The sequence below is a fragment of the Streptomyces sp. NPDC051104 genome, assembly GCF_040682835.1.
Classification (GTDB): domain Bacteria; phylum Actinomycetota; class Actinomycetes; order Streptomycetales; family Streptomycetaceae; genus Streptomyces; species Streptomyces cynarae.
The window spans coordinates 47816-68621 of the sequence record NZ_JBFBBS010000030.1 but is presented as its reverse complement, the minus strand read 5'-3'; the positions used below and the strand labels follow the sequence as shown (position 1 = coordinate 68621).

The 20806-nt window shown below is 71.2% G+C and carries 22 protein-coding genes and 1 pseudogene; 7 read left to right on the top strand and 16 right to left on the bottom strand.

Annotated features, from left to right (window positions below; all coding sequences use genetic code 11):
• Positions 1-35: 35 nt before the first annotated feature.
• From AB0N14_RS30025 to AB0N14_RS29950, 16 genes are all read right to left on the bottom strand, one after another.
• Positions 36-926: a 2-hydroxy-3-oxopropionate reductase gene (locus AB0N14_RS30025; protein ID WP_366028828.1), complete on the bottom strand. Its 891-nt coding sequence runs from the start codon at positions 924-926 to the stop codon at positions 36-38.
• 45 nt (positions 927-971) lie between these two features.
• Positions 972-1811, bottom strand: coding sequence for a TIM barrel protein (locus AB0N14_RS30020; protein WP_366028827.1), 840 nt, complete (start codon positions 1809-1811; stop codon positions 972-974).
• Between the two features lie 178 nt (positions 1812-1989).
• Entirely contained in the window at positions 1990-2703 is a 714-nt protein-coding gene (locus tag AB0N14_RS30015; RefSeq protein ID WP_366028826.1) for a hypothetical protein, read from the bottom strand.
• A 30-nt stretch (positions 2704-2733) separates the two neighbouring features.
• The gene (locus AB0N14_RS30010) at positions 2734-3222 is read right to left on the bottom strand and encodes a hypothetical protein (protein WP_366028825.1); all 489 of its coding nucleotides are present in this window, start codon (positions 3220-3222) and stop codon (positions 2734-2736) included.
• On the bottom strand, positions 3219-4493 hold the full coding sequence (locus tag AB0N14_RS30005; RefSeq protein ID WP_366028823.1) for an MlaD family protein: 1275 nt from the start codon (positions 4491-4493) through the stop codon (positions 3219-3221). The genes AB0N14_RS30010 and AB0N14_RS30005 overlap by 4 nt, the downstream gene beginning before the upstream one ends.
• Positions 4490-5785 carry an MCE family protein gene (locus tag AB0N14_RS30000; RefSeq protein ID WP_366028822.1) on the bottom strand — a complete coding sequence of 432 codons (1296 nt, stop codon included), beginning with the start codon at positions 5783-5785 and terminating at the stop codon, positions 4490-4492. The genes AB0N14_RS30005 and AB0N14_RS30000 overlap by 4 nt, the downstream gene beginning before the upstream one ends.
• Complete coding sequence (locus tag AB0N14_RS29995) at positions 5782-6909, bottom strand: MCE family protein (protein ID WP_366028821.1); 1128 nt, start codon at positions 6907-6909, stop codon at positions 5782-5784. The genes AB0N14_RS30000 and AB0N14_RS29995 overlap by 4 nt, the downstream gene beginning before the upstream one ends.
• A complete protein-coding gene (locus tag AB0N14_RS29990) occupies positions 6906-7886 on the bottom strand; it encodes an MCE family protein (protein WP_366028841.1) in 981 nt (326 codons plus the stop codon). Before AB0N14_RS29990 ends, AB0N14_RS29995 begins: the two co-directional genes overlap by 4 nt.
• A gap of 260 nt (positions 7887-8146) precedes the next feature.
• Complete coding sequence (locus AB0N14_RS29985; protein ID WP_366028820.1) at positions 8147-9184, bottom strand: MlaD family protein; 1038 nt, start codon at positions 9182-9184, stop codon at positions 8147-8149.
• On the bottom strand, positions 9181-10431 hold the full coding sequence (locus AB0N14_RS29980) for an MCE family protein (protein ID WP_366028819.1): 1251 nt from the start codon (positions 10429-10431) through the stop codon (positions 9181-9183). Before AB0N14_RS29980 ends, AB0N14_RS29985 begins: the two co-directional genes overlap by 4 nt.
• A 4-nt stretch (positions 10432-10435) precedes the next feature.
• Positions 10436-11269 (bottom strand): ABC transporter permease, encoded by an 834-nt coding sequence (locus tag AB0N14_RS29975; RefSeq protein ID WP_366028818.1) that lies wholly within the window; start codon positions 11267-11269, stop codon positions 10436-10438.
• Positions 11270-11272: 3 nt separating this feature from the next.
• A complete protein-coding gene (locus AB0N14_RS29970) occupies positions 11273-12043 on the bottom strand; it encodes an ABC transporter permease (protein WP_200418148.1) in 771 nt (256 codons plus the stop codon).
• Positions 12040-12966, bottom strand: a complete 927-nt coding sequence (locus AB0N14_RS29965) for an ABC transporter ATP-binding protein (RefSeq protein ID WP_200418147.1) — start codon at positions 12964-12966, stop codon at positions 12040-12042. The genes AB0N14_RS29970 and AB0N14_RS29965 overlap by 4 nt, the downstream gene beginning before the upstream one ends.
• A 133-nt stretch (positions 12967-13099) precedes the next feature.
• A complete protein-coding gene (locus tag AB0N14_RS29960) occupies positions 13100-14161 on the bottom strand; it encodes a sigma-70 family RNA polymerase sigma factor (protein ID WP_366028817.1) in 1062 nt (353 codons plus the stop codon).
• Positions 14162-14214: 53 nt separating this feature from the next.
• Positions 14215-15252 (bottom strand): lytic transglycosylase domain-containing protein, encoded by a 1038-nt coding sequence (locus AB0N14_RS29955; RefSeq protein WP_366028840.1) that lies wholly within the window; start codon positions 15250-15252, stop codon positions 14215-14217.
• A 171-nt stretch (positions 15253-15423) separates the two neighbouring features.
• On the bottom strand, positions 15424-15867 hold the full coding sequence (locus AB0N14_RS29950) for a hypothetical protein (protein WP_366028839.1): 444 nt from the start codon (positions 15865-15867) through the stop codon (positions 15424-15426).
• Between the two features lie 255 nt (positions 15868-16122).
• Between AB0N14_RS29950 and AB0N14_RS29945 the strand changes: the two are divergent.
• The 7 genes and pseudogenes from AB0N14_RS29945 to AB0N14_RS29915 all read left to right on the top strand — a co-directional run.
• Positions 16123-16632: pseudogene (locus AB0N14_RS29945) on the top strand (ATP-binding protein); the annotation flags it as partial.
• A gap of 128 nt (positions 16633-16760) precedes the next feature.
• On the top strand, positions 16761-17009 hold the full coding sequence (locus tag AB0N14_RS29940; protein WP_366028816.1) for a hypothetical protein: 249 nt from the start codon (positions 16761-16763) through the stop codon (positions 17007-17009).
• Positions 17006-17374 carry a helix-turn-helix domain-containing protein gene (locus tag AB0N14_RS29935; RefSeq protein WP_200418135.1) on the top strand — a complete coding sequence of 123 codons (369 nt, stop codon included), beginning with the start codon at positions 17006-17008 and terminating at the stop codon, positions 17372-17374. The genes AB0N14_RS29940 and AB0N14_RS29935 overlap by 4 nt, the downstream gene beginning before the upstream one ends.
• Before the next feature lie 172 nt (positions 17375-17546).
• The gene (gene uraD / locus AB0N14_RS29930; protein ID WP_366028815.1) at positions 17547-18065 is read left to right on the top strand and encodes a 2-oxo-4-hydroxy-4-carboxy-5-ureidoimidazoline decarboxylase; all 519 of its coding nucleotides are present in this window, start codon (positions 17547-17549) and stop codon (positions 18063-18065) included.
• Positions 18062-18469 carry a hydroxyisourate hydrolase gene (gene uraH, locus AB0N14_RS29925; RefSeq protein WP_366028814.1) on the top strand — a complete coding sequence of 136 codons (408 nt, stop codon included), beginning with the start codon at positions 18062-18064 and terminating at the stop codon, positions 18467-18469. Before uraD ends, uraH begins: the two co-directional genes overlap by 4 nt.
• Before the next feature lie 5 nt (positions 18470-18474).
• Positions 18475-19395 (top strand): factor-independent urate hydroxylase, encoded by a 921-nt coding sequence (pucL, locus tag AB0N14_RS29920; protein WP_366028813.1) that lies wholly within the window; start codon positions 18475-18477, stop codon positions 19393-19395.
• A gap of 21 nt (positions 19396-19416) precedes the next feature.
• Entirely contained in the window at positions 19417-20793 is a 1377-nt protein-coding gene (locus AB0N14_RS29915) for an 8-oxoguanine deaminase (protein ID WP_366028812.1), read from the top strand.
• The last annotated feature ends 13 nt before the right edge of the window (positions 20794-20806 follow it).

Below are 20806 nucleotides of genomic sequence, written 5' to 3'. Positions count from 1 at the left end.
AGTGTCGGCGCCGACGCGGCCCGGAGGTCTCGGCGTCAGACCTGGGCGCCGGACAGGCGCTCCACGCCTCGCAGCAGGGCCGAGTGGTCCAGGCCGCCGTCGCCCTGCGCGCGCAGACTCGCGACGAGTTGGGCGACCACCGCGCCCACCGGCAGGGCGGCGCCGACCGCGCGGGCCGCGTCCGTGACGATGCCCATGTCCTTGTGGTGCAGGTCGATACGGAAGCCCGGCTTGAAGTCGCGGTGGAGGAAGTTGTCCTTCTTGCGGGTCAGCACGGTGGAGCCGGCGAGTCCGCCGCCCAGGACGTCGAGGGCCGCCCTCAGGTCCACGCCCGACTTCTCCAGGAAGACCACGGCCTCGGCGCACGCCTGGATGTTCACGGCGACGATGAGCTGGTTGGCGGCCTTCACGGTCTGGCCCGAGCCGTGCGGGCCGCACCGGACGATGGTCCGGCCCAGCGTCTCGAAGATCGGCTCGGCGTACTCGAAGTCGGCCTGGTCGCCGCCGACCATGATCGACAGTGCCGCCTCGATCGCGCCGGCCTCGCCGCCGGACACCGGTGCGTCGAGCACCCGGATGTCCTTCTGCCGCCCGGCCGCGGCCAGGTCGATCGAGGTCTGCGGGGTGATCGAGGACATGTCGATCAGCAGGGCGCCGGGCCGGGCGTTCTCCAGGATGCCGTCCGGGCCGTACGCCACCGCCTCGACCTGCTCAGACGCAGGCACCATCGTGATGATCACGTCGGCGTCCCGCACGGCCTCGGCGACCGAGCCGGCCACGGTACCTCCGGCGGCGGCCAGGCGGTCCAGCTTCTCCTGCTCCAGGGTGTGGCCGGTGACGTCGTAGCCCGCCTTGATCAGGTTCTCGGACATGGGGGAGCCCATGATGCCGAGGCCTATCCAGGCGATCTTGGGGTGTGCGGTCATCAAGGGTGCCTTTCTCGCTGCTGCGGTAAGTCTGGGAGTTGCCGTTCAGTGGGCGGCGCGGGCCTGGACCGGCAGCCAGTCGAATGTCTCCGCGCTCGGGCGGTCGCCCGGCTTGTACTCCAGGCCGACGCGGCCCTCGTAGCCCGCCTTCCGCAACTGGTCGAGCAGGTCCTCCAGCGGCAGCGTCCCCGTGCCCGGCGCGCCGCGGCCCGGGTTGTCGGCGATCTGGACGTGGCCCGTCCGGTCCGCGTACCGCTCGACCACCTGCGGCAGGTCCTCGCCGTTCATGGACAGGTGGTACAGGTCCATCAGGAAGCGCGCATTGCCCAGTCCCGTCGCCTGGTTGACCCTGTCGACCACCTCGACGGCGGCCGGAGCGGACACCAGCGGGTACAGTGGCGACTCCGGCTCGTTCAGAGCCTCGATCAGGAGCGTCGCACCGATCCGGTCCGCCGCCCGCGCCGCGAGGGCCAGATTCTCCAGTGCGAGCGCGTCCTGCTCGGCCGGGTCGACGCCGTCGACGCGGTTGCCGTACAGCGCGTTGAGCGACCTGCAGCCCAGCGACTCGGCGAACTCGGCCGCCACCTCCACGTTGGCGCGGAACTTCTCCGACTCCTCGCCGGGGACCGACAGTGCGCCGCGGTCCGGGCCCGGCAACTGACCGGCGTAGAAGTTCAGCCCCGTGAGCCGCACGCCCGCGGCCTCGATCGCCCTCTTCAGGGCGGCCGGTTCGGACCGCCCGGGCGTGGGAGCGCCGACCCAGGGCCACCACAGCTCGACCGCGGTGAAGCCCGCCGCCGCGGCGGCCGCGGGGCGGTCCAGGAGCGGGAGTTCCGTGAAGAGGATCGACAGGTTGACGGTGTAGCGCTGGTCTGCGAATCCCATCGTGCGGCGCTCCCTGGATCTCGCTCTCATCGAACGACTCTGCAATTCCATATGGTGGAATAAGGTTTCTGCTTAATGGAATCGTGCCGGTGTGCGGTGGACACTGTCAAGAGCGCGCACGAAAGTGCCCCCGCGCGGACCGCGCGGGGGCACAGCGGGGGCACAGCGGGGGCGTCGGTCAGAGGGCGTCGACGGCGCTCACCTTCCAGCCCGTGGACGTGCGGGTGAGCGTCATGCGCACCCGGTTCAGATCCAGGCGCGATCCCGACACCTGGGTGCTCTGCGTGGTCTGGTTGACGAACAGCAGGACGACTGCCCTGTCGGGCGCGGCCGACACCACCGAGGCCGCCGCCACCGTCGCCTTCACCACGCCGTGGTACTTCGCCGCCGTGGGACCGACCACCGTCTTCGTGGTCTTCAGGTACTGGTCACGGAAGCCGCCGGTCAGATGGCCGCGGGCCCGGGCGAAGTCCTGGTCCAGGTGCCGGTAGTCGTACGACAGCACGACAGGCGCGGCCTCCTTGGCGGCCGTCAGCGCCTGACTCCGCGCCTGGCCCGCCAGCCGGCCCTCCCGGTACTGCCATCCGAGGACGGCGACCGCGACCAGGCCCGCCACGAGCAGGACGCACAGCGCCGCGGTCAGCAGCCTGCGTCCGCGTACGGGCCCCGGCGTGAGCTGCTCCGGCTCCTCCTCGGCGCTCGGCTCGGGCGGGTCGTCCCAGCCGTCCGGGCGATCGATCAGCAGGGTACGCGAGGAGTGCAGCTCCTCGCGGTCCTCGGGCACCTCGCGTTCCGACCGTGCGGAGCGCTTGGCCGCCGCCCGTGCGGCAGCCGTCAGGGTGCGTCGGGCGGGGGTCCCGGCGCCGCGGACCTTGGTGGTCTGGTTCGCCACGGTCACTCTCCTCAACTGTGGTGGCGTGGGTCAGCCCACGAACTCGACGTCGGAGGTCAGCCACCGCTCGTGCTCGCGCACGAGGTCGAGCTGCAGCCGGTAGGTGCGCGCCTGCCCCTGAGGCGCGGCGGTGTTGGTCACCTTGCTGTCGGCGACCACCAGGACACGGGCCGAGTCGGCGTCGGAGCGGACGATGCCCGCATCGAGGACCTGCCCCTCGGACACCGACTTGTTCTGGGCGACGAGCTTCGTCAACTCCGCGGTCTGCGCGGCGAACTCCTTCTTGAACTGGCCCGTCGCGCCCTTCAGCACGTTCTCGCTGTCGCGGTCGTAGTGCCGGTAGTCGAGCGAGGTGAAGTTCAGCGCCGACTGCCGGGCCGCCGCCAGGATGTCCTGCCGGCGCTGCTCCTCGGCGCGCCGGTCGGCGACCCGGAGGCCCAGCCAGACGGACAGCACGGTCGTCACCACGGTGGCGACGACGAGCCCGGCGGAGAGCACCCGGGAGCGTCCCCATCTCATGACATCGGTCCGACCAGCAGCCATTGCCACGACTCCTTTCCGAAGACGGTCTGTTCGCCGCCCGCCGAGCCGATCTCGACGGGCGTCCCGTCCGGGCCGGTCGCGGTGCCGGTCTCCGGGTCGTACGGGGTGACGTACGCGGTCTGGTTCGCGTCGCCCGAACCGGACGACGCGCCGGGCGCGTTCTGCGCGCCGCGCACCGCGGTGGCGCTGCCGCGCGGCGCCGTGCAGTGGGCGCCGGTGTTCGCTGCGCGCGTTCCGGTGTCCGAGGGGTCGCGCCGCTGGGTTCCGTAACCCTGGGTGCACGCGGGCGGGTCGTTCGCGTTGACGGTGAGCCCGAAGTGGGTGGTGCCGTCGCCGGGGATGACGGTGTAGCTGCCCGCGACCACCACCGGGAGGGTGACGAGGGCCTGCTCCACGCCGGGCAACCGCGCAACGGTGACCTGGCCGCCGCTGATCAGGTTGGACAACAGGACCGGAAGGGTCGGCCGGGTGGACCGCAGCAGTGAGTCCACCTCCTGTGCGGCGGGCGCCGCGTTGCCGACGACCCGGCGCAGGTCCCCGTCGCTCGACTTCAACTGTGCGCTGAGCGCGGCCAGATCGCGGGAGAACGACTTGATCGCCGATCCCTTGTCGGTCTGCGTCTTGAGCACCTTCCGCGAGTCCTCGATCAGCGACACCGTCTGCGGGAGCGAGTCGGACGCCGACTCGACGAGCTGGTTGCCGGAGTCCACCAGGCGGCTCAGGTTCGGTCCGGTACCGGCGAACGCCTTGCCCAGCTCGTCGACGGTGGTGCGCAGATCGTCCTTGCCGACGGAGTTCACCAGCCGGTCCAGACTCAGGACGAGATCGGTGACGGGCAGCGGCACCCGGGTGCGGCTGCGCGGGACGGTGCTGCCGTCCATCAGGTAGGGGCCGCCGGAGCGCCGGGGTTGCAGATCGACGTACTGCTCACCCACGGCCGACCGGTCCGCGACCACCGCCAGGGTGTCGGCCGGGATCTTCGGCGCGCCGTCGTTGATGTCCAGGGCCACCGACACCCCCGAGCCGCTCAACCGCAGGGCGCCCACCCGGCCCACCGGCACCCCGCGGTAGGTGACCTCGGCTCCGGAGAAGATGCCGCCCGACGCGGCGAAGTCGGCGGTGACCGTGTAGCCCCGGCCGAGCAGATCGTCCGCCAGGCCGGTGTACTCGGCGCCGACGTACGACACCCCGACGGCGGTGACCGCGGCGAAGGCGACCAGCTGGGCCTTGACCATACGGGTGATCACGGCTGTATCCCCTTCAGCATCAGCTCGGCGAGCGCGAGGTCGATCCCCGGCGGCAGGCGGCGCGCCCCGTCGGATGTGCCGTAGCTCGCGGTGCACACCGGCGGGCACAGCGGACCGCCGCCGCCCGAGGGAGCGGAGGGGGTGACCGACGGCTTCGGCACCTTCGGCAGACCCGGGGCGCTGGGCAGCGTGGTGGGCACCGGCACCGGGACGCTCGGCAGACCGGGCAGGGAGGGCGTCGGAACCGGCTGCTTCCCGGATCCGCCGCTCTTGCCGCCCTTGCCGGGCTCGTTGGCGAGATTGCCGTACAGGTCCGCCAGGTCGAGGTCGGCGGTGATCCTCAGGTTGACGTAGTCGCCCTTCACGGCGTCGACCGCGTTGCGCGGGAACGGGTACGTCGTCAGCAGCTCCAGGGAGCCCGGCAGGTCGTCCCCCGCCTTGTTCAGCTGTTGCAGGATCGGCCGGAGTTCTTTCAGGTTGGTGACGGTGTCGTCCCGCGAGGCGTTGACGACGCGGGTGCCGGTGGTGCCGAGCTTGGACAGCGCGGTGAGCATCTTGGTCAGGTCGCGCCGCTGGTCGGCCAGTACCTTCAGGGCGGGCGGGATCGTGTCGACGGCCTGGGCGATCGTCTCCTTCTCCGTTCCGAGCCGCTTGGCCAGCCGGTCGATGCCCTTGAGCGCGCGGACGATCTCCGAGCGCTGCCGGTCCAGGCCGCCCAGGAACGTGTCGAGTTGCTCCAGCAGCGACCGGACCCTCGTCTCGCGGCCGTCCAGGGCCTTGTTCAGCTCCACGGTGATGGTCTTGAGCTGGGCCACGCCGCCGCCGTTGAGGAGCGCGGACAGCGCGGACAGCACCTCCTCGATCTCCGGGTTGCGGCCGCTGCGCGACAGCGGGATCACGTCGCCGTCGCGCAGCCGGCCCACGGAGGCGGAGCCGGTCGGCGCGGACAGCGCCACGTACTTCTCACCCAGGATGCTGGTCTGCCTGAGGTCGGCGACCGCGTTGGCGGGCAGCTTCACCGAGTCGGCCACACGCAGCCGCACCCGCGCGTGCCAGCCGTCCAGCTCGACCTTCTCGACGGCGCCCACGGTGACGTCGTTGACCCTGACCGCCGACTGCGGCACCAGGTCGAGGACGTCCCGGAACTCCACCGTGACGTGGTAGGCGTGGCCGTCGGAGGCGGCGCCGCCGGGCAGCGGGATGTCGTACCAGCCGTTGAACCCGCACCCGGACAGCAGCAGCGAACCGGCCGCCGTCCACGCGACCGTCCGGCCCGTGCGCCGCGCGCTCATGCCGCGCCCCCGAGGATTCCGCCGAGGGTCCGGTCGACCGTGCCCGTGCCCGTGGGGGCGGCGGGAAGCTCGGGCAGCGAGTCGAAGAGTTTCCGCAGCTGTGCGCAGTCGGGGTTCTTGCCGCCCGCGTCGCCGGTGGTCTTCAGCAGGGAGCACAGCAGGGACGCCGGGTCCTGCGGGGCCTGGGCGTTGTTGCGGGTGTCGAGGGTGCCGGCGGACGGGTTGTAGGCGTTCTGCAGGTTCGACAGGCCGGTCGGGGCGACGTCCAACAGCTCCTCCAGTGCGGCCCGTTGCGTGACCAGGACCTGGGTGACCTTGCTCAGGCCCTCGACGTCCGAGGTCAGTGCCGTCTTGTTGTGCTTCACGAAGTCGGAGACGTCGGCGAGCGCCGTCCCCAGGTACTTGAGCGCGGCGGCGAGGTCCGTGCGCTCCCCGGCGAGCTGCCCTGCCACCTCGGCGAGGCTGTCGTTGAACGACCGCACGCTCTGGTCGTCGGCCGCCAGCGCCGCCGTGAACACCTGGAGGTTGCGCACGGTGCCGAACAGGTCGCCCCGGCCGTCGGACAGCGTGGTGACCGCCTGGGAGAGGTCCTCGACGGACTGGTTGAGGTTCGTGCCCTGGCCTTTGAGGTTGTCCGCGCTCACCCCCAGCAGCCGCGACAGGGAGCCGTCCTTGTTGGCGCCCTTCGGGCCGAGCGCGTCGGCCGTGGTGTGCAGGCTGTCGAAGATCCGGTCGAGCTCGACGGGCACGGCCGTGCGCGACTCGGGGATGACGGCGCCGTCCCGCAGCACCGGGCCCTTGCGGTACACCGGCAGCAGCTGCACATAACGGTCGCTGACCACCGACGAGTTGATGATGGCGGCCTGGACGCCCGCGGGGACCTTCCGTCCCGCGTCGTACTCCAGGTCCACCCGCACCCGGTCGCCCTGAGGTGTGATCTTCCGGACCTGGCCGATACGGACGCCGAGGACGCGGACGTCGGAGCCGGGGTAGATGCCGACGGTGCGCGGGAAGTACGCGGTGACGCGGACCGTACGCGGGTGCGGCCACAGCAGCACGGTGACGACGGCGACCACCGCCAGCACGGTGAGCAGGGCCAGGGCCTGCCGGAAGCGTTTGTTCACTGGGAGCCTCCCGTGCGCGGCACCACCGGGGCGGCGACCAGGTTCTGGACGTAGGAGTCGAACCAGCGGCCGCTGCCGAGGGTGTTGGTGAACAGCCGGACGTAGGGCGCGAGCAGGCTGACGCTGCGGTCCAGGCCGGCCTGGTTGCGCTCCAGCATCCGGACGAACGTGTTGAGGTTCTGCAGCGCGGGTCCGATCTCCTTCTGGTTGTCGTCGACCAGGCCCGACAGCTCGATGCCCAGCGCCGCCGAACTCTTGAGCAGCGTGTGGATCGCCTCGCGCCGCTCGCTGATCTCCTGGAAGAGCTTGTCTCCGTCCTTCACCAGGGCGGAGAAGTCCTTCGTGTGCTCGGCCAGCACCCCGGTGACCCCGTTCGCGTGCTTGAGGAGGTCACCCAGGGCCTGGTCGCGCGAGGCGATCGTCCGGGAGATCCGGGACAGCCCCTGGATGGAGGCCTTCACCTCGGCGGGAGAGTCCTGGAAGGTGGTGGAGATGGTGTCCATGGCCTTCGCCAGCCGCTGGGTGTCCACCTTCTCCGTCGTGGTGGTCAGATCGCTGAACGCCTGCACCACGTCGTACGCCGACACCGTCCGCCCGATCGGGATCTCTCCGCCCGGTTTCAGCCGGCCGGGCCCCTTCGGGTACAACGCCAGGTACTTGGCGCCCAGGATCGTCTTCACCCGGATCGCGGCGCTCGTCGCGGTGCCCATCGCCGGGTCGCCCTTGACCTTGAACGTCACCTTCACGTGGTCGCCGTCGAGGTCGACGCCCTCGACTTTGCCGACCTTGACGCCGGCGATCCGCACCTCGTCGCCCGGCTTGAGTCCGCCCGCCTCGGAGAAGGCCGCGTCGTACGTCTCGCCGTCGCCGATCAAGGGCAGGCTGTCGGCGTTGAACGCGGCGACGGTCAGCAGGGCGAGAGTGAGGAGGCCCACGGCACCGACCACGACGGGATTGCCATCGCGGAACGGCTTCAGCCGTGGTCGGCGCAGCCGGATCGCGGGCAGCTTCGGCGGCAGGACGTGCACCTTCACCAGGGGCTCGGGGCCCCGGGTCCGGCGAGGCAGGGGGCGGGCCGTCATGGGCAGTTTCGGGGGGAGGACCCGCACCTTCACGAGAGGCTCCGGCCGGCTCGGCCTGCGGGGCAGCAGGCGGACCGTCGGCAGCTTCGGGGGCAGGACCCGCACCTTCACCAGGGGCTCGGGGCGCCGGGTCCTGCCGGGCGTGACGGGCGTCCTCATGCGCCGCACCTCGCCTGCGCCACATGGAAGTCGGGGGTGATGATCTGCTTCGTCTTCGGCAGCACGATCCGGCCGTCGAAGTCGCACAGGTAGAAGTTGAACCACGAGCCGTACGACGCCGTCCCCGTCAGCGCGTTCAGCTTGTTCGGCAGCCGCTGCAGCACACCCTCCACGGTCTTCTCGTTCCTGTTCAGCGTTCCGGTGAGCCGGTTCAGCCCGGCGATGTCGTCCTTCAGCGGCGGACGAGCGTCCTCGAGCAGCCCGGAGGTGGCCTCGGTGAGGTCGCCGATGCTCACCAGGGAGTCCCCGATGGGCTTGCGGTCGGCGGACAGCCCGGAGACCAGCCGCCGCAGCTGGGTGATCAGCGCGGAGAAGCGCGCGCCGCGCCGGTCGAGCGTGTCCAGCACGGTGTTGAGGTTGTCGATCACCGAGCCGATCAGCTGGTCCCGGTCGGCGAGTGTCGTGGTGAGCGACGCCGTGTGCGCGAGCAGGCTGTTCACGGTGGAGCCCTCGCCCTGCAGGGTCTGGATGATCTCGGTGGCGAGCTGGTTGACGTCGTCCGGGCTGAGCGCGGCGAACAGCGGCTTGAAGCCGTTCAGCAGCGCGTTCAGGTCCAGCGCCGGCTGGGTCCGGGACAGCGGGATGGTGCCGCCGGGCCGCAGCCGGGTGCCGTCGCCCGCGCCCTCGGTCAGCGCGACGTACCGCTGCCCGACCAGGTTCCGGTAACGGAGGATCGCGTGGGTACTGGTGAGCAGTGGCCGGTCCGCCTCCACGCTGAAGGTGATCTCCGCCAGCGTCCGGTCCTTGATCCGGATGCCCTCGACCTGGCCGACCCGCACCCCGGCCACCCGGATGTCGTCGCCGTTCTCCAGGCCCGTGACGTCGCTGAACACAGCGTGGTAGGTGTCCTTGGGGGTGAAGGAGACATTGACGATGGTGGCCGCGAGCAGGGCCGTCGCCGCGATCGTCACCAGCGCGAACAGTCCGAACTTGATCAGTGGTGCCGCGGTCTGCCGGGCTCCTGCGGTCTTCATGCGACGCTCACCGCCGTTCCGCGGGCCAGCGGCCCGAACAGCAGGGTCGCGACGGGCGGCACCTGGTCGGCGGCCACGCCCATGACGGGAGCCACGAGCGAGCCGACGGCCCGCTGTTCGGCCCGGGTGGCGGACACGTCGACACCTCCGGGAAGAGCGCCGCCGTCCGAACCACCGGACGACGTACCGTCGTTGAGCTTGGGTTTCGGCCCGGGCACCGACGGATGGGGAAGTCCCCGGCAGTCGGGCCCCGACCGGTCCGCGTAGCGCGGCTCCTCGCCGGGCTTGTAAGCGCCCTGCGGACGGACGACCTCGAGGGTGATCCGCATCTCGCCACCCCGGAACGCGTCCTCGGACACCTGCTCCTGATGGACCAGGCCCTGCAGGAGGCAGGGGTACTCGGGGGAGTAGCGGGCGAACAGCTCCAGCGTGGGCCGGGACACCCGGCCGAGGGTGATCAACCGGTCGCCGTTCTCGCCGAAGAAGTCCCGCCCGGTGTCCGCGACGGTCGCGGTGGTGCGGAGCGCGGCGGCCAGCTCGTCCTTCTTCTCGACGAGGGTGCGGCTGGTGGTGACGGTGTTGCGCAGGATCGCCATCAGATCGGGTGCCGCGTCCCCGTACACCTGGGCGACGTCGGCGAAGCGCGAGATGTCCTCCTGCAACGACGGCAGATGCGGGTTGAGGCGGCGCAGATACGCCTCCACCCGGGTCAGGTTGTCGCCGATCCGGTCGCCGCGGCCCTCCAGCGCCGTGGCGAACGCCGAGAGCGTGGCGTTGAGTTCGCCGGGCCGGACCGTGCGCAGCAGCGGCAGCAGGTCGTTCATCAGCCGCTGCAACTCGATGCCGGCCTTCGTGCGGTCCTGGGCGATGACGTCCCCGGCGCGGATGGGCCGGGCGGTGTCGCCGGCGGGCGGTACGAGGTCGACGTACTTCTCGCCGAACAGCGTCTTGGGCAGCAGCCGGGCATGCACGTCCGACGGGATGAACGTGACGTACTGCGGCTTGAGGGCGAGATCGAGCGTCGCCTTCGTGCCGTCCGCGTGCACCGCGCGCACCTCGCCCACCAGCAGCCCGCGCAGCTTGACGTCGGCGCGCGGCTCCAACTGGTTGCCGAGGCTGTCGGCCTGGAGCGTCACGGGCACCACGGAGGTGAACGCCTGCTGGTAGACCGCCACCGCGAGCGACAGCAGCAGCGCCAGCACGGCGATGAACGCGACGCCGTACAACCTCAGTCTCAGTGCTCGCACCGGCTCACCCCGCGATCCTCACGGTCGTGTTGGCGCCCCAGATCGCGAGGCTGAGGAAGAAGTCCAGGACGTTGATCGCCACGATCGAGGTGCGCACCGCCCGGCCCACCGCGACACCGACCCCGGCCGGGCCGCCGCTCGCGTGGTAGCCGTAGTAGCAGTGCACCAGGATGATCAGCACCGCGAACACGATCACCTTGCCGAAGGACCACAGCACGTCGACGGGCGGCAGGTACTGGTGGAAGTAGTGGTCGTACGTGCCCGTCGACTGCCCGTAGTAGCCGGTCGTGATGGTGCGGGCGGCCAGGTACGACGACAGCAGCCCGATCACGTACAGCGGGATCACGGCGACGAACCCGGCGATCATGCGGGTCGTCACCAGGAACGGCAGCGAGGGCACGCCCATCACCTCGAGCGCGTCGGTCTCCTCGCTGATCCGCATCGCGCCGAGCTGCGCCGTGAAGCCGGCGCCGACCGTCGCGGACAGGGCGAGCCCGGCCACCAGCGGCGCGATCTCCCGGGTGTTGAAGTACGCCGACAGGAACGCCACGAAGTTGGAGGTGCCGAGCTGGTTGAGGGCGGCATAGCCCTGGAGGCCGACCTCGGTGCCGGTGAAGAACGACATGAAGGCGATCACGCCGACCGTGCCGCCGACGACGGCGAGCGCGCCCCGGCCGAAGCTCACCTCGGCGAGCAGCCGCAGGATCTCCTTCTTGTAGCGGCGCAGGGTGCGGCCCGTCCACGCCAGTGAACGGCCGTAGAAGGAGAGTTGGGCGCCCAGGTCTTCCAGGGAGCGCAGCGGCCGCTCGAGGAGCCGCAGGGGTAGTGGAGGTCGCATCGCTCAACCCCTCTGCGGGACGATCTGGAAGTACACCGCGGTCATCACGAAGTTCGTCACGAACAGCAACATGAAGGTGATCACCACCGACTGGTTGACGGCGTCCCCGACACCCTTCGGGCCGCCTTTCGCGTTGAGCCCCTTGTAGGAGGCGACGATCGCGGCGATCGCCCCGAACACCAGCGCCTTGATCTCGGCCGCCCACAGGTCGGAGAGCTGCGCGAGGGTGGTGAAGGACGCCAGGTACGCGCCCGGCGTGCCGTTCTGGAGGACGACGTTGAAGAAATAGCCGCCTGCGACACCGACGACGGACACCAGGCCGTTGAGCAGGACGGCCACCACCATCGACGCCAGCACGCGGGGGACGACGAGCCGGTGGATCGGGTCGATGCCGAGCACCTGCATCGCGTCGATCTCCTCACGGATCTTGCGCGCCCCGAGGTCCGCGCAGATCGCGGTGCCGCCCGCGCCCGCGATCAGCAGCGCGGTGACGATCGGCGACGCCTCGCGCAGCACCGCCAGCACGGAGGCGGCACCGGAGAAGGACTGCGCGCCCAACTGCCGTGTCAGGCTGCCGATCTGCAGGGCGATGACCGCCCCGAAGGGGATCGACACGAGTGCCGTGGGCAGGATGGTGACGCTCGCGACGAACCACGCCTGCTGGATGAACTCCCGCGCCTGGAACGGCCGTCGGGGCAGCGTTCGTACGACGTCCAGTGCCAGCGCGAACAGGTTGCCCGAGTGGCGCAGTGGCGCGGTGGGGGACAGGCTCATGCGCCGGCGGCCTCCTTCCGGTGCAGTGCGGCCTCGCGTCTGGCGATGGCCTCCCAGCGGGGCGGGCGGGTGATGCCCGGGCCCGGCAGCAGCCGGGGAGTCATTTCCTGGGGCGCGCTGTCGTCCAGACGCGCCAGCTCCTGCTCGACCTGGGCGGCGTCCTTCTCCTCCGCCATGCCGATGGGCCCCTGCATCCGGCCGTTCAGGAACTGGCGCACCACGGGCTCGTCGCTGGTCAGCAGCTTTTCCCGGGGCCCGAACATCACCAGTTCGCGGCGGAACAGCAGCCCGATGTTGTCGGGGACCTGGCGGGCCGAGGCGATGTCGTGGGTGACGATCAGGAAGGTGGCGCCGGTTTGTGCGTTGAGGTCGACGATGAGCTGGTTGAGGTAGGCCACGCGCACCGGGTCGAGGCCCGAGTCCGGCTCGTCGAAGAGGACGATCTCCGGATCGAGCACCAGCGCCCGGGCGAGCCCGGCCCGCTTGCGCATACCGCCGGAGATCTCACCGGGCAGCTTTCCCTCGGCGCCGAGCAGACCGACCATGTCCATCTTCTCCAGCACGATCCGCCGGATCTCGGACTCGGACTTGCGGGTGTGCTCACGCAGCGGGAAGGCGATGTTGTCGTACAGGTTCATCGAGCCGAACAGCGCGCCGTCCTGGAACAGCACCCCGAACAGCTTCCGCACCTCGTACAGCTCGTGCTCGCGCAGCCTGGTGATGTCCCGGCCCGCGACCTTCACCGAGCCGCGCTCGGGTCTGAGCAGCCCGACGAGTGTCTTGAGGAACACGGACTTGCCCGTGCCGGAGGGGCCGAGCATCACGGAGACCTCCCCGGCGGGCAGCGTCAGCGAGACGTCCTGCCAGATGACCTGGTGTCCGAAGGACTTGGTCAGCCCTTCCACACAGATCTCGACACCCATCCGCGCTCCACCCTTCGCCCGCGTGAGCAGCTCCGACATCTGCTCTACGGGGAGGGGCGGGGGGTCCGTCGCGAGGAAGCGGAAATTTTTTCGGACGCGTCGGCAGGGCCTACGGCGGCGTTGCCGACGGGTCCTACGGCAGCTTCACGGAAGGCGCGCTCGGGGTGGGCACGGGCAGCGAGGCGGACGGCAGGGAGGGAATGCCCGTCGGGACCGACGGAAGCGAGGGGGTGGCGGACGGGACCGGCAGCTTCGGCACCGTGGGCACGCCGGGGATCCCGGGCGCCGACAACGTCGGGAGCGGGGCCGACGACACCTCCGGCAGGGACGGCACGGACAGGGACAGCGGTGAGCCGGTGCCCGGTGTGCGGGCCGTCTCCCGGCCGGCCGGCGTCCGCGTCCTGTGCGAGGCGGTGCGCGTTCGCGGCGTACGAAGCCGCTCCGTGCTCTCGGTGCTGTCGGTGCGGAGCGCCTGGGCGCTGTGCGTCACCGCAGGACGCGGGACCGGCGCCTGAGTGGCGCCGCCGCCTCCGCCCAGCGTCTGCGGCAGGACGAACCCCGCCACCACCAGCGTCGCCGCGGTCGAGGTGACCGCCACCGTCTGTGCCTTGCCGGCCCCGCGCGGCCGTCCACGCCCGAGCAGGAACAGCACGGCGCCGAGCGTCCCGGCCAGCGAGGCGCGCAGCGTCCGCCGGGCCCGGGCCAGCAGCGACTCGACGGTCCGGTAGCTCAGGCCCATCCGCACGGCGACCTGGCTGACGTCCAGGTCCTCGGACTTCAGCCGCAGGGCCTCCGCCTGGCGCGCCGGCAACTCCCCGCTGCGCACGGCGAGCCACCGGGCCTCGGCCCGGTCGCACACCGCCTCGTCGACGGGCACCGGGCCCGGCGTGAGGAGCGTGGGGCTGCTGCGCACCTCGGCCTCGCGGTTGACCTGCCGGTACCGGTCCACGCACAGCCGCATGGTCACCGTGGTCAGCCAGGCGCCGAGACGCTCGTCGTCGAGGTCCGGGCGCTCCGCGGCACGCAGCATCGCCTCGTGCACCGCGTCCTCGGCGTCCTCCAGGCTCATCGACCGCCGCCGGGCCACCTTGAGCAGGTGCTCCCGGTGGCTCCACATGCGCTTCCACCGGTCGTGGGCCGCGTGTGTCTCCGCGTCCCTGGCCGCCCCTGTCTCAGCAGGCATGTCCGTCGCCATGAGGGCCCCTTTGCGCTCACCCGCCGGTCCTGTGCACCCGGCGGGTGGCGACATTACCGCCCAGTATCCGCGGTTGGGGAGGGGGCGGAGCCCATCGTGTCCGCACTGTTGCTGGTCAGCGGGCCCCCACTGGGCAGCACCCCGGTGCCGGGCAGCCCGATGCTCGGGGTGGGCACGGGCAGCGGCGGCGGGGCGTCCGTCTGTTGTGGCACCCCGGCCGTACGGGACGGGGACGGGGTGGGGAAGGGCTCGGAGACCGTGGCCGACGGGGCCGGGGACGGTGCCGCGCCCGGGCGGTGGCCGGACGGCTTCGGTGAGGACTGCGCCGTGCTGGCCTGCCGGGACGGCTTCGGTCCGTGCGACGCCGCGGCGCCGCCGGGCAGGTCCGGCACCACGCGGTGCCCATGCAGGAAGTACAAGTACCACGCTCTGACCGTCCGCAGATACTCCTGCGAGGCGTTGTAGCCCAGGACGGCCCGGTCCAGTTGCGCGGGGTCCGACAGGTCCCGGCCGCCCGCGCACAGGTAGCGGCCCGCCGCGAGCGCCGCGTCGAAGACGTTGTCCGGGTCGTCCCGTCCGTCACCGTTGCCGTCCGCGCCCCAGCGGGCCCAGGTGGAGGGGATGAACTGCATCGGCCCGACCGCGCGGTCGTACACCGGGTCCCCGTCGTAGGCGCCCCCGTCGGTGTCCCGTACGACGGCGTAGGGGCCCCCGGTCAGCCGCGGTCCCAGGATCGGCGTCACCGTCGTGCCGTCCGGCCTCACCCGGCCGCCCCACGCCTGCCCGGACTCCACCTGGCCGATCGCGGCCAGCAACTGCCAGCGCAGATGGCATCCGGGCGCGGTGCGCGCCAGCTCCGCCTCGGCGTGCTGGTAGGCGGCGAACACCGTCGCGGGCAACGCCCCCGCGCCGCCCGCCGCCGACCGTCCGCCCCGGTCCGGCTTCCCCGTGCGCAGCGGTGGCAGCTGGGTGCGGTACGGGGTGTCGCCGGACACGCTCGGCCCGTGCTCGGCGGGGGCGTCCGGCCGCGCGGGCTCGGAGGCCCGTGCCGCCACCGCGCCCGGCGCCTGCGAAGCGGTGAGCGCCGCCATGGCCGCCGCCGCGACCGCCGTCCCCCTGACTCCCCTGAACGCACCCCCGAACGCATGCCTGAACACTCGCCCTGCCACGGAGCACTCCCCTCCCTGTACGGATCCCTTCCTCTGCTCTACGCGGCAGGGAGGCGCGTCCGTCGCGGGAGGTGGAGCCGGTGCCCGGCACCGTCAGGATGTATCGGCAGGAACCACTCCGAATCCGGTGAAACTCACAACCCAGTACACGACGTACAGCGCGAGCAGCGCGAAACCGTGCCGGCGCCTGAGCCGCCCGGTGGAGACGACATACGCCCCGAGCCCGTTCACCACGAGCAGCGCGGGCAGATGCCAGGTCAGGACGCTCCGGTCGATGACCACGCTGCCCGCCGGCAGGACGATGCCGAGCTTGCCCGTGACCGAGAAGACGACGCTGCCGATGACGTTGCCGACCCCGATCTCCGGTGCCCCCTTCCGGGCCGGTTCCACGGTCAGGAAGATGTCCTCGACCGTCAGCACCACCGTCACGATGGTCGCGCCGAAGACGGTTCCCTGAAGCCCGTACGTCTGCAGGATGCCCTTGGTGCCGATGCCGGTGATGGCGGAGCCGACGACGAGGCCGGCCAGGGCGAGCACGGCGAGGCCGAGCCCCGTCCAGCCGGACCGTTCGCGCACCTGGGCGAGCAGCCCGTCACCCGGCGGTGCTCCCGCGCGGGTCCGTTCCGCCGTGATCGCGCCGGCGTCCGCCTCCCGGCGGACCGGTGCGGCGTCCCCGGAGCCCCGGGCGAGGGAGTACGCCTCGTAAAGCTCCGCGTCCCGGAACACCGGTGTGTCGTCCCGCGACTCCCGCACCGCCACATAGGCGAGGAACAGCGCGAACAGCCCGAGGAGCGCAGCGTCCTGGCCTGCCCCGGCCGGGCGCCGGAGGACACCTGCGAGGCCGTCCTCGACGCCCTGCTCCCGTCCCGGCCGAGCGACGACGTGGCCCTGCTCGTGGCCCGGACGCACGCGCTCGGCCCGGAGCGGGTCGCCGAGTGGGAGTTCCTGAGTGATCCGGCGGTCGTCTCCCGCGCGCGTGAGGCGGTCACCGGCCAGATGTCCGCCTGGGGCCTGGACGAACTCGGCTACACCGCCGAGCTGGTCGCCAGCGAGCTGGTCACCAACGCCATCCGGCACGCCACCGGCCCCGTCCAGCTGCGCCTGCTTCGGGACCGCGCGCTGATCTGCGAGGTCTCCGACGGCAGCAGCACCTCACCCCGGCTGCGGCGCGCTCGGAACGAGGACGAGGGCGGGCGCGGACTGTTCCTCGTCGCGCAGCTCACCGAGCGCTGGGGAACCCGCTACACCGCCGACGGCAAGATCATCTGGACCGAACAGTCCCTGGAACAGCCCCTGCCCTGACCGCCCTCCGCGACCGCCGTCCACAGCGGCCCCGCTTCCGTTAGAGTCGCTGCCGGGCGTGTCCCCGCAACGGGCGGTCCTGGTGAAGGCGCAGGTCAGGCGCAGGTCAGTCGGTGGTTGGGGGCAGTATGCGTTTGAGGGTGGAGTTCACGACCGAGCCCTTCGACCTCGATGAGGCGCCCGCGCACGCGCTGGTGGCCCGCGATGTCATCGGGGCCGCCGACCTGGACGCCGTGGACGTCGGCCCGTTCGGCAACACCGCGGAGGGCCGCACCGACGCCGTGCTCACCGCCGTCGACGCGCTGCTGCGCAAGACCCTCCAGGCCGGTGCCACCCGGATCTCGCTGCAGGTCAACGTGATCGGAGAGGACAAGTGACCGGCACCGGGGACGAGCCGTTCATCACGGCCGTGAAACCGCTGGTCGACGCCATGGGGGGTGAGATGCTGCCCCCGGACCAGGCCGGTCCCGACGACGTGGTGCTCGTCTGGGAGGGCGCCGACGTCGTCGCCGTACGCCTGCCGCAGCTCGCCGACTCGCTGGATCACATCCTGGCCGCCATGGAGCGCAAGCGCGGCAAACCCCTCTCCGAACTGGACCGCAAGGCCAAGCAGGAGGTCGTACGGACCCTGGAGGCGCGCGGCGCCTTCTCCGTGCGCCACGGAGTGGAGACCGTCGCGAGCGCGCTCGGCGTCAGCCGGTTCACCGTCTACAACTACCTCAACCGCGAGAAGGAGTCCTGAGGGGCCTTCGCGCCGGTGAGCGGCTCGGCCCGCACGCCGGTGAGCGGCTCACCCCGGCTTGTAGTTCACCCCGGCTTGTTGACCCCGAATTTTCAACAGACTGTTGACCGCGTGTGGGTGGAGGGCGTTAGCTGTTCGCAGCCGCTCAAGGACCAAGGCCACGGAGGCGCCCGTGACGTCCACTCCCATGCCGCCGGGTCTCGCCCGCTTCAGCGCCCTGGAGGAACCCGCGGCCCGCGCCGCCCTCCACGAGGTGTGCACGTCCAGGGCCTGGGCCGGACGGCTGCTCGCCGGGCGCCCCTACGCCACCGCCGAGGACCTCTACGCCGCGAACGACGCCGCCATGGCGGAGCTGACCACCGCGGATCTCGAGGAGGCCATGGCCGGGCACCCGCCGATCGGCCGGCCCGAGCCGGGTGACCCGGCCTCGGCACGTGAGCAGCGGGGCATGGCCGGCGCCTCCGACGAGCTCAAGGCGGAGATGCTCGAGCTGAACCTGGCGTACCAGGAGAGGTTCGGCCACGTCTTCCTGATCTGCGCGACCGGGAAGACCGGCGAGCAGATGAGGGACGCGGTCAAGGAGCGGATCGGCAACGCGCCGGAGCAGGAACGGGAGATCGTCCGCACCGAACTGGGCAAGATCAACCGCATCCGGCTGGCACGCATCGTCGAAGAGGGCGACCACGCATGAGCAATCGCACCACCGCCTCCGTGTCCACGCACATCCTGGACACCAGCATCGGCCGCCCCGCGACGGGCGTCGCCGTCCGCCTCGCCGCCCGTCCCGGCCGGGACGCGGACTGGCAGGCGCTCGGCGGCTCCGTGACCGATGCGGACGGCCGGTGCAAGGACCTTCCGGCCCTGCCGGAAGAGACGACCCACGTACGGCTCGACTTCGCGGTCGAGGCGTACTTCGAGAGGTCCGACAAGAAGCAAGCCGATGCGCAGCAGGACGCCCCCGCGAATCGGGACAGCGGTGCACAAGGAGCGTTCTTCCCGGAGGTGACGGTCACGTTCGCCGTCGTGCCGGGCGAGCACTACCACGTACCGCTGCTGCTCACCTCGTTCGGCTACTCCGTTTACCGAGGGAGTTAGCACACATGGCAGCAGTCAATTCCCGCCCGGCCCACCCTGTGCTGGGACAGAACCAGTACGGCAAGGCCGAGAACCGGGTCGTCAGGATCACGCGGGACGGCGCCACCCACCACATCAAGGACCTCAACGTCTCGGTGTCGCTGAGCGGAGACATGGACGAGGTCCACTACTCGGGCTCCAATGCCAACGTGCTGCCGACCGACACCACCAAGAACACGGTGTACGCGTTCGCCAAGGAGCACGGCATCGACTCCGCCGAGCAGTTCGGCATCCACCTCGCCCGCCACTTCGTGACCTCGCAGCAGCCGATCCACCGGGCCCGCATCCGCATCGAGGAGTACGCCTGGGACCGGATCGAGCACTCAGGGAAGGGCGCGCACTCCTTCGTCCGAACAGGCCAGGAGACCCGCCTGACACAGATCACCTACGACGGCTCGTCGTGGGAGGTGGTCTCCGGCCTGAAGGACCTGACGGTGATGAACTCCACCGACTCCGAGTTCTGGGGCTACGTCAAGGACAAGTACACGACGCTGCCCGAGGCCCACGACCGCATCCTGGCCACCTCCGTCACCGGCCGCTGGCGCTTCAACTGGACGGATGACGCCCAGGAGATGCCCGACTGGGAGACGTCCTACGAGCAGACGAAGAAGCACCTGCTCCAGGCCTTCGCCGAGACATACTCCCTCTCCCTGCAGCAGACGCTCTACCAGATGGGCGCCCGCATCATCGAGCATCGCGCCGAGATCGACGAGGTCCGCTTCTCGCTCCCGAACAAGCACCACTTCCTGGTGGATCTGGAGCCGTTCGGGCTGAAGAACGACAACGAGGTGTACTTCGCCGCCGACCGCCCCTACGGCCTGATCGAGGCCACCGTCCTGCGGGACGGGTGCCAGGCGCGGATCCCGGTGGACCTCACCAACCTGTGACGGAAGCGAGAACCACGAACCATGACAGCCCAGCGCACCGTCATCGAGAACTGCGCCCTCGCGACCGTCGACGCGCACGACACCGAGTACGCGAGCGGACACGTCGTCATCGCCGGCAACCGCATCGAGGCGGTCGGCCCGGGCGCGGCCCCCGAGGGCCTGGAGAACGTCGTGCGCCGCATCGACGCGACGGGCCACCTCGTCACCCCGGGCCTGGTCAACACCCATCATCACTTCTACCAGTGGATCACCCGGGGCCTGGCCACCGACCACAACCTGTTCGACTGGCTCGTCGCGCTGTACCCGACGTGGGCGCGCATCGACGAGCCGATGGTGTACGCGGCGGCCCAGGGATCGCTCGCGATGATGGCCCGCGGCGGCGTCACCACCGCCATGGACCACCACTACGTCTTCCCGAGGGGCTCCGGCGACCTGTCCGGCGCGATCATCCGCGCCGCCCGCGAGATGGGAGTCCGCTTCACCCTCGCCCGAGGCTCGATGGACCGGGGCGAGTCCGACGGCGGACTGCCGCCGGACTTCGCCGTCGAGACGCTTCAGGGCGCGCTGGCCGCCACGGAGGCGACCGTCGACGAGCACCACGACCCCTCCTTCGACGCCATGACGCAGGTGGCCGTGGCCCCCTGCTCGCCCTTCTCGGTGTCGACCGAACTCCTGCGGCAGGGAGCGGAGCTGGCGCGCAGAAAGGGCGTACGGCTGCACACCCACGGCTCGGAGACGGTGGAGGAGGAGAAGTTCTGCCACGAGCTGTTCGGCATGGGCCCGACCGACTACTTCGAGTCCACCGGCTGGCTCGGCGAGGACGTGTGGATGGCGCACTGCGTCCACATGAACGACTCCGACATCGCCGCCTTCGCCCGTACCGGGACGGGGGTCGCCCACTGCCCGTCCTCCAACGCCCGCCTGGCCGCCGGTATCGCCCGCGTACCCGACATGCTCGCCGCCGGCGTCCCGGTCGGCCTCGGCGTGGACGGCACCGCCTCCAACGAGTCCGGCGAACTCCACACCGAACTGCGCAACGCACTCCTCATCAACCGCCTGGGCGCCCACCGCGAAGCCGCCCTGAACGCCCGGCAGGCGCTGCGCCTCGGCACCTACGGCGGCGCCCGGGTGCTGGGCCGCGCACGGGAGATCGGCTCCCTGGAGCCGGGCAAGCTGGCCGACCTGGTGCTGTGGCGGATGGACACGCTCGCCCACTCCTCGATCGCCGACCCGGTGACGGCGCTGGTCCTCGGCGCCGCGGCACCGGTCACCGCCTCCTTCGTGAACGGCCGCCAGATCGTGGAGCACGGCAGGCTGCTGACCGCCGACGAGGACGCCATCGCCCGCTCCACGCGGGACGAGGCCCGGCGCCTGGCGCGGGTCGCCGAACAGGGCTGAGCGTCCGTCGAAG

Coding starts and splice junctions, on each gene's coding strand:
- AB0N14_RS30025 (WP_366028828.1), bottom strand. CDS start 926: ATGACCGCACACCCCAAGATCGCCTGGATAGGCCTCGGCATCATGGGC.
- AB0N14_RS30020 (WP_366028827.1), bottom strand. CDS start 1,811: ATGGGATTCGCAGACCAGCGCTACACCGTCAACCTGTCGATCCTCTTC.
- AB0N14_RS30010 (WP_366028825.1), bottom strand. CDS start 3,222: ATGAGATGGGGACGCTCCCGGGTGCTCTCCGCCGGGCTCGTCGTCGCC.
- AB0N14_RS30000 (WP_366028822.1), bottom strand. CDS start 5,785: ATGAGCGCGCGGCGCACGGGCCGGACGGTCGCGTGGACGGCGGCCGGT.
- AB0N14_RS29985 (WP_366028820.1), bottom strand. CDS start 9,184: ATGAAGACCGCAGGAGCCCGGCAGACCGCGGCACCACTGATCAAGTTC.
- AB0N14_RS29975 (WP_366028818.1), bottom strand. CDS start 11,269: ATGCGACCTCCACTACCCCTGCGGCTCCTCGAGCGGCCGCTGCGCTCC.
- AB0N14_RS29970 (WP_200418148.1), bottom strand. CDS start 12,043: ATGAGCCTGTCCCCCACCGCGCCACTGCGCCACTCGGGCAACCTGTTC.
- AB0N14_RS29965 (WP_200418147.1), bottom strand. CDS start 12,966: ATGGGTGTCGAGATCTGTGTGGAAGGGCTGACCAAGTCCTTCGGACAC.
- AB0N14_RS29960 (WP_366028817.1), bottom strand. CDS start 14,161: ATGGCGACGGACATGCCTGCTGAGACAGGGGCGGCCAGGGACGCGGAG.
- AB0N14_RS29955 (WP_366028840.1), bottom strand. CDS start 15,252: ATGGCGGCGCTCACCGCTTCGCAGGCGCCGGGCGCGGTGGCGGCACGG.
- AB0N14_RS29940 (WP_366028816.1), top strand. CDS start 16,761: ATGCGTTTGAGGGTGGAGTTCACGACCGAGCCCTTCGACCTCGATGAG.
- uraH (WP_366028814.1), top strand. CDS start 18,062: ATGAGCAATCGCACCACCGCCTCCGTGTCCACGCACATCCTGGACACC.
- pucL (WP_366028813.1), top strand. CDS start 18,475: ATGGCAGCAGTCAATTCCCGCCCGGCCCACCCTGTGCTGGGACAGAAC.
- AB0N14_RS29915 (WP_366028812.1), top strand. CDS start 19,417: ATGACAGCCCAGCGCACCGTCATCGAGAACTGCGCCCTCGCGACCGTC.